Source organism: Ruegeria sp. C11, from assembly GCF_056537725.1.
The window spans coordinates 23,855-38,081 of sequence record NZ_JBQFSB010000011.1 but is presented as its reverse complement, the minus strand read 5'-3'; the positions used below and the strand labels follow the sequence as shown (position 1 = coordinate 38,081).

The 14,227-nt window shown below is 55.0% G+C and carries 12 protein-coding genes; 7 read left to right on the top strand and 5 right to left on the bottom strand.

Going from position 1 to position 14,227, the window contains the following annotated elements; genetic code table 11:
* The first annotated feature begins 15 nt into the window (after positions 1–15).
* Together ACR0NA_RS17985 and ACR0NA_RS17980 are read left to right on the top strand one after the other, a co-directional pair.
* The gene (locus tag ACR0NA_RS17985) at positions 16–2,220 is read left to right on the top strand and encodes an AsmA family protein (RefSeq protein ID WP_480731286.1); all 2,205 of its coding nucleotides are present in this window, start codon (positions 16–18) and stop codon (positions 2,218–2,220) included.
* Between the two features lie 338 nt (positions 2,221–2,558).
* Positions 2,559–3,230: a GntR family transcriptional regulator gene (locus tag ACR0NA_RS17980; protein ID WP_480731283.1), complete on the top strand. Its 672-nt coding sequence runs from the start codon at positions 2,559–2,561 to the stop codon at positions 3,228–3,230.
* Between the two features lie 54 nt (positions 3,231–3,284).
* Here ACR0NA_RS17980 and ACR0NA_RS17975 read toward each other — a convergent pair whose 3' ends face one another.
* The 5 genes from ACR0NA_RS17975 to ACR0NA_RS17955 all read right to left on the bottom strand — a co-directional run bounded on the left by ACR0NA_RS17975 (position 3,285) and on the right by ACR0NA_RS17955 (position 9,236).
* A complete protein-coding gene (locus ACR0NA_RS17975; protein WP_480731281.1) occupies positions 3,285–3,716 on the bottom strand; it encodes a universal stress protein in 432 nt (143 codons plus the stop codon).
* A complete protein-coding gene (locus ACR0NA_RS17970; RefSeq protein ID WP_480731279.1) occupies positions 3,713–6,322 on the bottom strand; it encodes a TRAP transporter permease in 2,610 nt (869 codons plus the stop codon). Before ACR0NA_RS17970 ends, ACR0NA_RS17975 begins: the two co-directional genes overlap by 4 nt.
* 46 nt (positions 6,323–6,368) lie before the next feature.
* Positions 6,369–7,184 carry a pyrroline-5-carboxylate reductase gene (proC, locus tag ACR0NA_RS17965; RefSeq protein ID WP_480731277.1) on the bottom strand — a complete coding sequence of 272 codons (816 nt, stop codon included), beginning with the start codon at positions 7,182–7,184 and terminating at the stop codon, positions 6,369–6,371.
* 8 nt (positions 7,185–7,192) lie between these two features.
* Entirely contained in the window at positions 7,193–8,119 is a 927-nt protein-coding gene (locus ACR0NA_RS17960; RefSeq protein ID WP_480731275.1) for an aminotransferase class IV, read from the bottom strand.
* 121 nt (positions 8,120–8,240) lie between these two features.
* Positions 8,241–9,236: a TAXI family TRAP transporter solute-binding subunit gene (locus ACR0NA_RS17955; protein WP_480731272.1), complete on the bottom strand. Its 996-nt coding sequence runs from the start codon at positions 9,234–9,236 to the stop codon at positions 8,241–8,243.
* A 396-nt stretch (positions 9,237–9,632) separates the two neighbouring features.
* On the opposite strand from ACR0NA_RS17955, the gene ACR0NA_RS17950 reads away from it, so the two are divergent.
* The 5 genes from ACR0NA_RS17950 to ACR0NA_RS17930 all read left to right on the top strand — a co-directional run bounded on the left by ACR0NA_RS17950 (position 9,633) and on the right by ACR0NA_RS17930 (position 14,216).
* Entirely contained in the window at positions 9,633–10,112 is a 480-nt protein-coding gene (locus ACR0NA_RS17950) for a MarR family winged helix-turn-helix transcriptional regulator (protein WP_480731270.1), read from the top strand.
* A gap of 98 nt (positions 10,113–10,210) precedes the next feature.
* Positions 10,211–11,167 (top strand): tripartite tricarboxylate transporter substrate-binding protein, encoded by a 957-nt coding sequence (locus tag ACR0NA_RS17945; RefSeq protein ID WP_480731268.1) that lies wholly within the window; start codon positions 10,211–10,213, stop codon positions 11,165–11,167.
* A 71-nt stretch (positions 11,168–11,238) separates the two neighbouring features.
* Positions 11,239–11,805, top strand: coding sequence for a hypothetical protein (locus ACR0NA_RS17940; protein ID WP_480731266.1), 567 nt, complete (start codon positions 11,239–11,241; stop codon positions 11,803–11,805).
* Positions 11,805–13,379 (top strand): tripartite tricarboxylate transporter permease, encoded by a 1,575-nt coding sequence (locus ACR0NA_RS17935; protein WP_480731264.1) that lies wholly within the window; start codon positions 11,805–11,807, stop codon positions 13,377–13,379. The genes ACR0NA_RS17940 and ACR0NA_RS17935 overlap by 1 nt, the downstream gene beginning before the upstream one ends.
* Before the next feature lie 12 nt (positions 13,380–13,391).
* On the top strand, positions 13,392–14,216 hold the full coding sequence (locus ACR0NA_RS17930) for a universal stress protein (RefSeq protein ID WP_480731260.1): 825 nt from the start codon (positions 13,392–13,394) through the stop codon (positions 14,214–14,216).
* Positions 14,217–14,227: the final 11 nt, after the last annotated feature.

Here is a 14,227-nt window from a genome sequence, read left to right as displayed (position 1 = left end):
GTCTCCGACATTCTGATGGACCGGAAAATTGAGCTGACTGACGTATCAATCCTATACCAGAGTGCACAGAACGGACTGGATTTCGATCTGCAGCTTCCTGAACTGGTTTTGGCGCGTGGTAGTGAAGCCCAAGATGCTTCTGTGGCTGGAACGGGCACGCTGAACGGCGAGAAATTTGAGTTGAACGGAGTTTTTCCGGTCGGTGAACCATTTGAGGTGACCGTGAATTTTGATCAGATTTCAATTACCGCAAATCAGGTCCAACAGGAATCCGGACTGGAAGTAAGAACAGCAGTCGAAATCGCTGAGCTTGGTCAACTTCTTGACGTGTTAAAGCTGAACCGTGTGCTGGAGGGATCGGGGAATGTAGGTGCGACGTTCAAGACTGCAGCCGGCGTAGCCCGGATTGATGACCTTGGCGTCAAGGTCGAGCTGGATGGTGGGCAAAGTCTGGATCTGACCGGGCAGATCGGCGAGTTGGGGAACCCGGCCGATGTTTCGCTGACGACCCGTATCAGACTTTACCCTGAAGACGCTGAGCCTGCTCCTGCAGAATCGCGATACGATCTCAAGCTTGTCGCCGTCGATATGGTTATGGACAGTGTACCGGGTCAGGTTCCTCAGCGGCAAATGGTTATCAAGACCAATGGTTTTACGCTGGATACCTCGGGCGAAGGACCACCGCCGATCAAGTTTTCCGAGCTATCCAGAACGCCGGAAGGTGCTCTACGGGTCGGGAATGTCAACTTGCGGATCGGAAATCCAGCGAAACCGTTTGTCGTACTGAATGGCTCGGTCGACGATGCCTTGCAGTTGCAAGGCATATCGGCAGAGGGGCTGTTGGATATCCCCGCAAGCAGCCTGATCTCGCCAGAACTGTTGGGACCAGATGACAAGCTTGGCAGGTTTTCAGGTAACTTTCATCTCAACGGCGACATCAATCAGCTTTCACTTACCAATCTGGATGGCAAGACAAGCGAAACGGATGTCTGGAACCTCGAAGTGCACGGTACCGTCAAAAATGTTCTCAAGTTCGAAAATCTCGATTTGGGTATTGAAGTTGAAGTCCCGTCCGGCGCCGAGCTTTTGCAAGCCTTGTCACTGGAACCGGTCGAAACAGGGAAAGCCAGTTTTGCGATCAACCTCGTAAGTGAAGGAACGGATTGGAATGCCGAATCCGAGATTTCAGTCGCGGATTCAGTTTTGAAGATCAAAGCTGATCTTGATGATGCGACGACGGATCCCGTGCTGCGTGGGAAGGTTGAAAGTGATCTGATCAAAATAGATCAGATTCGCCAGATTGTGTTGGCGGCTGCTCAACTGAGAAAGCTAGGCAATTCGGAGGCGGATAGCGAGAATGCCGATGACACTGCCGAACCGGATGGCAAGGATGATCCGGGTCCGCTGCGGGATGTGACGCTCAAACCAATCGGGAGGTCCATTCTTCTGTCTGGAATGAACATGGACGTCGATATCGATCTGCGACACATCGAAGGTGCCAAGGGCATCAGTGTCCTGCAAAGTGAACTGACGCTGAATGAAAACGAATTGAAGGCCGGACCCCTGAATTTCGAATATGGCGGCGGCCATTTCACTGTGAACGGTCTCATGGATCTGTCGGATGAGGCGCATCCCCTAACCATTTCTGGCAAAGCCGGAGGGTGGCAGTTGGACGACATACTGCACAATTTGAATTTCAAGAAGGGAGCAAGCGGAACGATCTATGCTGACTTTGACGTAACCGGCGGGACGGAATCAGCAAAGCACTTTGCCAACTCGATGAGCGGCAGTGCTACGGTTTCCATGCGCGATGGCTCGGTCGAAACTCAGCTTCTGGATTTGGCGGGACTTGGGTTACTGCCTTGGGTGTTTTCCAAAGAAAAACAAAAAGTGGCGCCAATCGTTTGTTTGCGTGCGCCACTGAGTATTTCCAATGGAACTATTTCAACAAAACAGACCACGTTGGAAACGGATCAGGTGCAGGTTGTCATCTTTGGCGGGGTGGACCTGAACAACAAAGCGCTCGATCTTAATTTGCAGCCCCGCAAAATCGGAGAACCCCTTTCGCGAAGCCCTTGGCCGGTAACGGCAAAGGGGCCGCTGGCCAAGCCGAAAATCAAGGTCAAAGACGGGCCGAAACGGTTGAAACGCTCGGACGGCGCAGATCAGATGCCTGCACAGAGAAAGCTCTGCGTACCAGATATTCTTCAACTTCAGTGACGGTTGCGTCGTTTGTGAACAATCGATGATTTGCAAGTATTTCAGAGGGATCGAAATCTCACGTCTGGAGGTCATTTAACCGGCCGGATTGCGCGGCTCGTATGTTCACTGGCCTTAACGAAACCTGCGGGCTAGGCCCCTGCCAGCTCAATTGTCTTCAGGCCGGTCAAGGATGTGTCGCAAACCTTAGGGTTTTACTGACAAGCATAAGGGAATTGACGCATCCCGAAATCACCAAAGGGCGCGCCTTCTGATTGTTTTATTGTCAACAAAGAGCTAATTTGAACTTACTGACACTATTTGCATTGATTTGCCGGCAATAAGAGTACGTCAAACGAATGTCACTGAGCGACTTAAAACCCTTGAGCTCCAGAACCTTACGTGAACAGGCTGTCGATCAGTTAACATCGCTGATTGTTTCCGGACAGCTTAGTAAAGGAGAGAGGCTAACCGAGGCCGGTTTGGCAAAAGCGCTGGGGATCAGTCGTGGTCCTCTGCGGGAAGCCATTCGCGAGCTTGTCGATACCGGGCTTCTGGTAAGCAAACCATACACCGGCATTTTTGTACGCGGCGTGACCAGACGTGATGTTGAAGAGTTGTATTCGATGCGGCTCACACTTGAGCAATTTGCGTTTCAAGAATGTTGGAACAAGCGCACTCAGTCTAGCTTTGACGACCTTCACGAGCGAAACTATCGACTGACCAGCGTCGTGGACGATAATTGCAACCCTCATGAAGCAATTGAGCGGGAACTTGTTCTACATAGTTGGTGTTACGAATTGTCTGAACATTCGCTACTCCAAAAAAGCTGGAACCAACTGCGCCCCAATCTGAGCTTCTATTTTACCATTCACCAGCAGGCGCACGAAAGAGCCGGCCCGCAGCGCGATGCGCATGAACTGTATGTCGCATTGGCTTGTGGAGACGATTTGAGCGCTATGCTAGACCATCTCACTGATCACATGCGCCAGGGAATGCGAAAGGCACTGTCAGCCCTGCCGGTGGAATAACGTTGGTCAGATGCAGGTCTCCGGCTCAAAGCCATGCGACCTTTGACCGATTACCTACCGGACAACGTATACCGAACATGGCGCATGCCGGACAACACGAGCCGCATTGGGGCCCAATAAATAGTCTTGATAGTTAGGCTTATGCGCGCCGATGACGATCAACCCGCACCCCGTTGTCTCAGCTGTTTTCAGGATTTCCTCGTAAGTCGAACCCGTGGCGATCACTTTCCGGATCAACAGATCGGAGTCTTCCCCAATAGCACCCTCTACCATTTCATCCAGCTGCTTCCGCGCCGACTGTTTGATTTGGGCATGATGGTTGTCTTTGAAGAAGCTTCCCACAAAACTTGTGCCGTAGTCGGGCAGAACTGACAAAACGTCCAGATGCGCATCATTTGACCGGGCCAATGAAACCGCTTCGGTTAGAACAGCTAGATCGTGGTCCGCCTGAGACACATCAATTGCACAGAGAATACGTTTTGTCATGCCACCACCTCTTGCCGATCTGCACGGTTGTTCTGCAGAAATGCAATCAGACCCAACAACAGAAGCGCTGGAATGTAGATCAGCTCTTTCGGCATTCTATCCGCAGTGGTTAGAACCATTTTGACCTCAACCGGATCGTCTGCATAGAAATCGAACTTAGAAAGCGGTCCGAAAAAAGGCGTGCCGCCAAAAGGCTCTTCTAATATGGTCGTGTCCCCGTCAGACACTAGAAGCAACCCAAGTTTACCCAGTCGCTCAGCTCCAGAAGCACCGGCAGGCACGTCAATCTTGAGTGTCAGGTCCTTGAGCTCGAGGGTATCAAAATCCGGGCCGTTCACCGCAACGCGAATTTCATCGCCCTCTGAAGCTGCATCCAGCAATGCTTCCAGTGCTGAGGCTTCGTTTTGAATATACGGGGGCTGAATACGGTCCTGGAAGAAATCCGGGCGGAACAGTGCAAAGGCGATCAAAACCAGCGCAGCACTTTCATAAATCCGGCTACGCGTGACGAACCACCCCATTGTGCCTGCGGTGAACACCAGAATTGCGATTGAAGCTATGATGAAGATGAAAACGCCTTGCCAGACCGTCACATCAATCAGCAGCAGATCCGTGTTGAATATAAACACGAACGGCAGCGCCACAGTGCGTAGCGAATAGAAAAACGCTATGAATCCAGTCTTGATGGCGTCGCCCCCGGAAACTGCAGCGGCGGCAAAGCTGGCCAATCCCACGGGCGGTGTCACGTCGGCCATGATGCCAAAGTAAAAGACGAACAGATGAACCGCGATCAGCGGAACAACCAACCCGGCTTGCGCGCCCAGTTCAACCACGACGGCCGCTAAAAGCGAGCTGACGACGATGTAGTTTGCTGTGGTTGGCAAGCCCATGCCAAGAAACAGGGACAGAAAGCCGACCAAGGCCAGCATGGCAATCAGGTTTCCACCCGAAAGGAACTCCACCAGATCCGCCATAACTTGGCCAACCCCGGTCAGAGTCACTGTTCCGACAATGACCCCCGCCGTTGCCGTCGCCAGGCCGATCCCGATCATATTCCGCGCACCGTCAATCAGACCCGCGATGACATCGCGAACGCCGCTCTGAATCTGTTCGGCATAATTGGTCTGACCACGTAGCAAAGCCTTGAGCGGTCTCTGTGTAAACAGAATGACGAACAGGAGCATCGTGGCCCAAAAGGCCGACAAGCCCGGAGATTTCTGCTCGATCATCAGAAAATAGACCAGCACGATGATCGGCAGCAGAAAGTACAGCCCGCTTTTGTAGATTTCCGACACCACGGGCAGGTGAACCTCTTTGGCGTTCGGGTCGTCCGGTTCCAGATCGTCATGACGCGCTGCAATGGCCAGCAGGCCCAGATAGGCCAGGCCCAACAGGGCAGCCAAAACCCAGCCAGCGCCTTCGGGAACGAGAGATGTCACCCAAAGAACCGGGTATTTCATTGCATAGCAAAGCAGGGCGAAGCCTGCAAAAAACGCAAACATTCCCCCGATCGTGCTGGCCAGGGATAAAGCCCGGTCACCCAGTGTCGGCATGTTGCGTTTTACGGCTTCTAGGTGAACGATGTAGACCAGCGCAACATAGGAAATGGCTGCAGGTACAAAGGCATGCGTGATGACCTGTACATAGGGAATACCCACATACTCCACCATAAGAAATGCCGCAGCGCCCATCACAGGAGGCATGATCTGGCCGTTGACGGACGAAGCGACTTCGACCGATCCGGCCTGTTCCGAGGTGAAGCCTACCCGTTTCATCAGCGGGATGGTGAAAGTACCGGTGGTCACAACGTTGGCAATGGATGAACCAGAGATCAGCCCGGTCGCGGCAGAACCGACAACGGCCGCCTTGGCCGGGCCGCCGCGCAGATGGCCAAGCGCGCCAAAGGCCAGTTGGATGAAATAGTTCCCCGCTCCGGCTTTCTCCAAAAGGGCACCGAATAGGACGAACAGGAAGACGAACTTTGTCGACACGCTCAGCGGCAGACCGAAAACACCTTCGGATGTGGTCCAGAGGTGGCTCATGGCCTTGGTCAGCGACGCGCCTTTCCAGCGGATGACCTCGGGCACGTATTCGGAAGAGCCAAAGAAGATATAAGCTAGGAAGATGCAGGCGATGATAGCCATTGCGGGGCCAAGCGCGCGACGTGCCGCTTCGAACAGCAACAGCAGACCGCCCAGAGCCACCCATTTGTCTACGTCATCAGCAATGCCTCCGGCGCGGACAATCTTGTCATAGAAGATAAATCCATAAATCGCGGCAAAGGATCCGGCCAACGCCAGTGCCCAATCGATGTACGGGACATGGTCGCGCGGGCTGGACTTAAATGCAGGATAGGCCAGAAAAGCCAGAAAGATTGCAAACATCAGGTGGAATTGACGTGAATTGTTAATGACATCCGCCGGTAGCAGGTGGTTCACCAGTGGAGACGCCAGAACAACTTGAAAAAGAGACCACACAATGGCCGTTACGGCCATGACGATGCCGACTGCGCCAGCGGGATTGCGCGCTCCGGCATCGGAAGAAGCGACAAGCTCTTGCAGCTCATCCTCGGTATACTGGTGCGTTTCGGAGGTGTCTTTGATCATATTACGCTCTCCTGCAGGTGCATACCTGTTGCAGTTTGGGGAACCGTTATGTCCCTTGGGCCAATTCAATCGACCGATCGTGCGCTGCCTGAACGGTTTCCTTAATCAGGGCATCAATTCCGTTTTGCGGGGATTGCAGTTCGGCCAAACCAGCTGCGGTGGTTCCATTGGGCGAGGTCACCTGACGCCGAAGCTCAGCAGGATCTTCTTTGCTTTGGACAATCAGTTGGCCGGAACCGGCGACCATCGCGACGGCGAGTTCCTGCGCCATCTTGGCTGTGAGCCCAACAGACTGTCCCGCCGCGATGAGCGCTTCGGTCATCGCAAACACATAAGCCGGTCCAGATCCGGACAATGCGGTGACCGCGTGCATCTGATCTTCGGTTTCCAGTTCAACAACGTGTCCCGCAGCCTGCATCAATGCAACGGCCAACGGCATCTGATCATCGGCGGCCGCGTTGCCGACAATGCCACTGACGCCATGCCCTATGGCTGCCGGAGTATTGGGCATGGCACGAACGATCGGAGTTGCCGCCCCCAGCATGTTTTCAAAGCTGTCAATCAAGGTTCCTGCGGCAATTGACAGGAACAGGGTTTGGCCATTGCCAAATTTTCTCAGGCCGGGGACGGCCACTTGCATCATCTGCGGTTTGGTCGCGATCACGACGACGTCGGGGGCGGTCAGAGGCTGAACGTTGATCGAGATGCCCTGCCCTTGCAGTGCAAGCAACCAATCAGCAGGATGTGGGTCAATTACGCTGACCTGTGCGGGTTTCAGACCAGCTTCAAGCCACCCTCTCAGCAGGGCGCCACCCATTCTTCCGCAGCCTACCAGCAGCAGTGTTTCGATCTTGTCCAGCATGATCGGCCTCAGCCTCGTGTGTTTTGTGCGACCAGCTGTTTGTAGAGCTGCTGCAACCGGGCCATGATTGGCCTGTCTCCTGTCCCGATGGGTTTCCCGTCGATTGAGGCAACTGGGGTTTGCGCACCGAAAGTGCCGGTCAGAAAGGCTTCGTCTGCGCCGTAAGCTTCATAAAGGGAGTAGTTCCTTTCAAAGATCGGGATTCCGTCCTGACGGCACAAATCAATGACTTTCTGCCGAGTGACACCGTTCATGCAATAATCCCCGGTCGAGGTCCAAACCTCACCACGGCGCACGATGAAGAAATTGCAGGCGTTAGTGGTGTTCACAAATCCATGCGGATCCAGCATTAACGCTTCGTCTGCGCCCGCCTGTTCGGCCTGCAAGCAAGCGATAACGCAGTTCAGCTTCGAATGACTATTGAACTTTGCATCCTGACTCATCGGCAGGCCGCGCACTTGAGGTACTGTTGCCAGACGAATGCCAGCGCTATGCAAGCTGGATTTCGGCTTGGAGTGCTCGGCAATGATTACGACTGTAGAACCAAACCGTGATAATCCCGGATGCTGGAAAGGTTTCGCCTTGCGGCCCCGAGTAATCATGAGGCGGCAATGAGCATCGCTTGTCATGCCATTGGCCGCCGCCGTGCGGTTCATGGCGTCCAACAGTTCTTCTTTGCTTAGGCCTATGTCGATAGATACGGATTTGCAGCTATTGTAGAGGCGATCCATGTGCTCATCGAAGAAAGCCCATTTCCCATTATACAGCCGCATGCCTTCCCACATGCCATCCCCCAGCATAAACCCGGAGTCATAAACCGAGACTTTGGCTTCATCCCGGTGAACAATCTCACCATTCACATAGATTTTGATATCCTGGTTCCGCGCATCTTCTTCTGCGTCATGGGTGGAATGGCTGTGAATTGCATCAGACATGGGTTCGTTGCTCGCATTTGTGACTGGGATGAAAGCCCACCCGAAGGAGGACTTTCCTTTGGGGCGCCAAGGAGAGAGCGCCCCAAGTGCGAAAGGGCATAAATGCCCTTTTGCGCGGCATTTATTTGATCAAACCAACTTCACGGTAGTAGCGCTCGGCGCCCGGATGCAGCGGTGCGGTCAGCCCCTGAGAGACCATCAGCTCTTTGTCCAGATTGGCGAACGAGGGGTGCATTGCCTTGAAGGTATCGAAATTGTCGAACACGGCTTTCACCATCTGGTAAACAACCTCATCGTCAACATCTGCGCGGGTTACAAAGGTAGCCGACAGGCCATAGGTTGGAACGCCTTCATCGACACCCCGATACAGGCCGCCAGGAATGGTCACGTGACCCAGGAACGACTTGCTTTCGACCAGCTCATCCACGGCATCTCCGGTGACGGGAATGATATTGATGTTGCAGGTCGTTGCCGCCTCCAAAACGTTGGCAACCGGGTTGCCCGCGACCATCAGGAAAGCGTCAATATTGCCGTCACACAGTGCGGCGGACTGCTCGGCCGATTTCAACTCGGTCACCAGAGCAAAATCATCATGGCTCCAACCGAGAGCGTCCACCAGAACGTCTGCTGTAGCGCGTGTACCCGAACCCGGATTGCCGAGGTTAACGGTTTTACCCTTCAGATCATCAAGCGTTTCGATGCCGGTATCCGTGCGCGCGGCAACAATGACAGTGTCGGGGTGCAACGAGAAGACAGCACGCAAATCTTCATGCGGCCCAGCCTCTTCGAACACGCTGGTACCGTTGTAGGCGTGGAACTGCCAGTCCGACTGAACGGTCCCCATCTCCAACTCGCCTGAGCGAATGGTTTTCAGGTTGTAAACTGATCCGCCGGTGCTTTCGACCGAACAGCGGATACCGTGTTCCTTGCGGTCCTTGTTGACCAACCGGCAGATACCTCCGCCAACCGCATAATAAATGCCTGTTACGCCTGCGGTGCCGATTGTCAGAAAGGTCTCTTCGGCAACGGCTGCTCCAGGAACCACCAAGCCAGCTGCAACGGTCAGCGCTGTCGCCCGATTGCGCAACTTGGCGCCAAGGGTTGAATTGGTTGTCATGCTTATCCTCCACGTTGGGTCAGTTTGCTGAGGCCAAGGGGCTCTCGGCTCTCCCGTGGGAGCTCATTATCATAGTATTGTCTGATTGTCGACAATCCTATTAATGGAATATTTTTTCCTGACAACCAAGCTTGGATATGTCGCAAACTTTTGGCTTTAGTGACGAGAATAAGAGATTTGGCGTTTGTTCCCGCGGATTTCCGCAAACTTCACCAAAAAGCCCCGGCAAGCAGTTGGCTCAGCACCTTCCCGAAATCTGAGATTGGTACAGGTGGCAATACTAAGAACCACCCTCGAAAGCGTTAAGCCGTCAATATGCTTAATGTACCCGACGGGCTTGTTTCCCGGGCATGGAATCTTCTACTTATGATGATAAGTCAACAAAGGATGATCGCTATGTCGATACGTGAAAAACAGCTTGAAACAGAGCTGAGAAAGACACGGGAGCTGGAGAGCAACCTCACCTATCGGGTCGCCATCGCCAACAAGGTACTCGAACAGCAGACACTGCGGTTGATCGAAGGCACCCCCCTGACGTTGACAGGCTACCGCATCCTGCGCGTCGTCAGTATTTTCGAAGAGATTACCGTGTCCGAGCTGAGCCGCCGTATTCTGGTGGACCGTGCCCTTATCAGCCGCATGGTCGCGACGTTGGTCGAGCAAGGATTCGTCGATTTTCATGCGGACCCGACTCACAAGCGCAAGAAACTGATCCACATGACCGAAGACGGGGCGGCGCTGATTGCCCGGCTTGCGCCAAGATTCCTTGAGCGCCGGGCCGAGCTTGAAAAAGCCATTGGGGAAGAGGCGTTACGGGGGTTTAACGCCGCCCTGGAAACAATCTCGGCGTCCGAGATGGAGGTCAACGAGCGATGACATATTGATCATTTGAATAATTATTGTTGACATATCATCATTTCAGCAGACAGAATGACTCCTGAATGAACCGGAAGGTGTTCATAAGGGAGGAAGACATGTTCAAAGCAGTTGCCACTGCAACCCTGTTGGCCGTAACAGCCTTGACAGGAACCACCGCTGCACTGGCGGAAGATTGGAAACCATCCGGGCCGATCACGTTAAAAATTTCGTTCCGCGCTGGCGGAGGTACAGATACCCAGGCCCGCCTGATCGCTACGGAACTAAACAAGCGCCACGGCTGGGAGATCATCCCGCAAAACATAGCCGGCAAAGGTGGCGCCGTGATGCTGCGGGAACATGTGAATGATCCCGCCGATGGCATGACCATCGGCATGACTGTCTCCGAAGCACTGACTTATTCACCCTTTGCCACGCGGGATGCGGGATATACACTTGAAGATTTCGAGGCGCTGACCACCACGGCAGGCACCCAGATGGCCCTGTTTGCAAAGGCCGACCGCGGATGGAACACCCTGCATGACGTGATCGCGGCCGCAGAAGCCGGTGAGGACATTTCGGTCGGAGCGTTCAGCCCGCGGGTCGCAGACGCGATCTATCTGCTGTCAAAGGAAACCGGAGCCGACCTCAAGACCGTGATGGTCAAGGGAGGTAAGGGCAGCATGAACGGTGTGATGGCCGATGATCTGGACATCGCCTGGGGCGCGGGTCCGCAGAACAAGCTGGTGGCCAGCGGCGAACTGGTCAACCTTGTGTCGGGAGAAGATGAGGCGCTGGTGGCATCTCCTGATGCGCCGCTTCTGAAGGAATTCGGTGTGCCGTACTCCTTCGGCTCCAAATTCATCTTCGTTGCGCCCAAAGGTATCCCCGCCGAGGCCAAAGAGGCGCTGACCAACGCCATTGTCGAGATTGTCACCGACGAAAACACCGAGGCCAACGCCTTTATCACTAAAGCGTTTGCTGGTGTTCAGGCCATCACCGGCGAAGAACTGGACGCCTATCTGACCCAGAAAGCGGCGGACGATGCCGCTCTGCTGGAAGTCACTTCCGAGTAATATCTCCCGGGATTGCGGAAGGGCTGCAGCGCCCTCTCGCGGTCTCTGTGTCCATTACCCGGAGGGCTCTCATGACACCTCATCAGACTGAGATTGCGTTCGCACTGTTTGCCCTGTGCTTCGGTCTGGCCGCGTTGGGTATCTGGATCCCTTGGGATGTCGATACCGGAATGATCGAGACCTTTCGCCGTCAGACCATTATTGGTGACGCATTTCTGCCGGTGCTGGCCGCCGCAGCCATTGCGATTTGTGCCCTTCTGCAACTGATCGCGGTTCTGTTGCGCCGCTCAACGCCATCTGACGCATTCAAATCTGCACCTCTTTCACGGTCGGATCTGATGCTAATGGGGATATTCCTGACGGTGATCGCCGCGTCTTTGCTTGTCATGTTCTGGGCCGGGCCGCTTTTGTCTTTCTGGAACGAAAACGGGTATCGCGGCCTTCGAGGGCATATCCCGTTCAAGTATACCGGGTTTTTCCTTGGCGGCACGATGATGCTGACCGGATTGATTTCGATCATCGAAGGGCGGCTTCGCCCGCGTACTCCGATTGCTTCGGCTTTGGCGACGACCTTCCTGATCGTTCTGCTCGACCTGCCGTTCGACAGTATCCTTCTGCCCCCGAACGGAGATTGGTAATGTCGGCATTCGACTATGTCTGGGCTGGTGTGCTGGCCGTGTTTCAGGGGCCCGAAGCGTTAACCGTTCTTGGTATTTCGATATCGGTCACGCTGCTGATGATAGTCTTCGGGTTCTTCGCGGGCATCGTTGCCGGGGCCACACCGGGGCTGAGCGGTCCGTTCCTGATGGCTGTGTCGCTGCCCATTCTGCTGTCAAGTTTCGGCTTTGGCCAGGAAGCGCTGCTCCCGGTGTTTGGCTTTCTGGTGGGGGTCATGAAAGGGGCAACGGTCGGGGGGGCAGTACCCGCCATCCTGTTCAACACGCCTGGCACGCCCGATGCGCTGTTGACAACGTTGGATGGCTACCCGATGACCCGCAGAGGCCAATCGGGAAAGGCATTGAAAGTCGCGCATTTCTCGTCAGCGTCGGGGGATACATTTTCCGATCTGGTGTTGTTCACTTGCGCGCCGTTTCTGGCAATCGCGGTGGAAAGCTATCTGGGTTTTCCTGAAAAGGCGGCCCTGATCATCCTGTCCTTGTCGTTTGTCGCCGCCGTTGTCGGGGCTGCACCTCTCAAAGGCGTCATGGCGGTAGGACTTGGATTGCTGATTGCCTCTATCGGAACAGGCGAAGACAGCTATCCCCGCCTGTCAATGGGGTTGGATGCCCTGTCCAACGGCATACCGCTGATCACTGCGGTTCTGGGCGTGCTGATCCTGGGCGAGCTGTTTGTCTCATTCGAGGAAATGTGGCGCGAAAAGCGCGCGCAACAGCCGGTCTCGGACCCTGTTCACAGCGATGATAACCGGCTCAGTTGGCGTGAGCGGCGAGCACTGGCGCCTTTTATCGGTGTCTCTGCCGTGATCGGAACGGTGGTCGGTGCCCTACCGGGTATCGGTTCGACCCTTGCGGCGACGCTTGGATATGCCACGGGCCAACGCATGCACAAAGGCCCAGTTCCCTTCGGAGAAGGCACGCCCGAAGGTATCGCGGCGACCGAAGCTGCCAATTCCTCGGTCTCGGGGGCCAATCTGATCCCTGTTCTGTCGCTGGGCATACCGGGCAATGTTGGCGCTGTGTTCCTGATCCTCGCGGCCGACAGTATCGGTGGTTTCAATCCCGGCCCATCCGTCTTTCGCTTTACCGAGAACGAGGTCAATCCCGAGCTGATCATCGCCTTTGGCCTATTTACCTGCATGGTTCTGGCCAATCTGCTGAACTGGTTCACCGGTGCGCGCTTCATGTCGCTTGTGGGTGTGATGGTGCGCATTCCGAAACCGATCCTCATGCCCTTTGTTCTGTTGCTGACGTTGACGGCAATTTACGCGCAAGAAACCGCGTTCTCGGCAATGCTGTTCGCCCTTGGATTCGGCGTTCTGGGCTATCTGATGCGCAAACTGTCGGTTCCGATCCTGCCCTTTGTGATCGCTTTCATCCTGTCGCGTAACCTTGAGGATACGATCCGGCAGGCCTTTGCAATCACCGATGGCGACCCGTTCTTTCTGTTCCGCAGTCCAACGTCGATCTTTTTCATCGCACTGGCTGTAGGCGTCATCATTTTCTTTTCGCGCCCGCGAAAACAACCGGAATAAACGGAGTTTCCCATGGCCCTGCGAAATATCCTCGTGGCCTATAACGGCAGCCCGTCATCGGATGCGGCCCTTTCAGCTGCACTCAATATGCAACGCCGTTTCGGAGCGCACGTCACGGGTCTGATGGCGATGTATTCGCGGGTGGATCTGAGGCAACAGCCCTGGCTGAGCTCGTCCATTCGTAAAAGTATCCTGGAACTGGACCGCAATTATGTACACGAGGTCGAAGCCAGCTTTCGGGCCGCTTGCGTGGATGCCGACCCCGAAAAGACCCACTGGATCGCGCGCCGCGCGGAAGCAGACGCCACCGTCTCCGAATATGCGCAGATGTACGATCTGACTGTGGTGGGCCGTCGCGACAGCGTCTTTGCCGAAAACCGCGCCGCCTTTCATCCTGACAGGATCGCCGTCAGAAGCGGCCGCCCCGTGCTGGTCGTTCCACGGACATGGACTGAACCCCGGTTCGCCGGTCATGCTCTTTTGGCCTGGGACGGCAATCGTGCTGCGACACGGGCCCTGAACGACGCGATACCGCTTTTAGAAGCCAAGCGCCGCGTTACCGTGCTGAGCGTGCAAAACAGCAAACTGTCCCATCCTCTGGACGGGATCGATGTAACAACCGTCCTGAAGCGTCACGGGATCACCTGTCAGCACGACCAGGTCGAACCCGGACGCAGATCCGTAGCCGAAACCCTGCTTGAAGAATGTGAAACCCGCCAGGCCGGTATGCTGGTCATGGGCGCCTACGAACACTCGAAATTCCGCGAAGACATATTTGGCGGCGTAACGGCAACCGTGCTGGAGCAATGCGCCATCCCTGTTCTTCTGTCCCATTGAATTCCCATCGA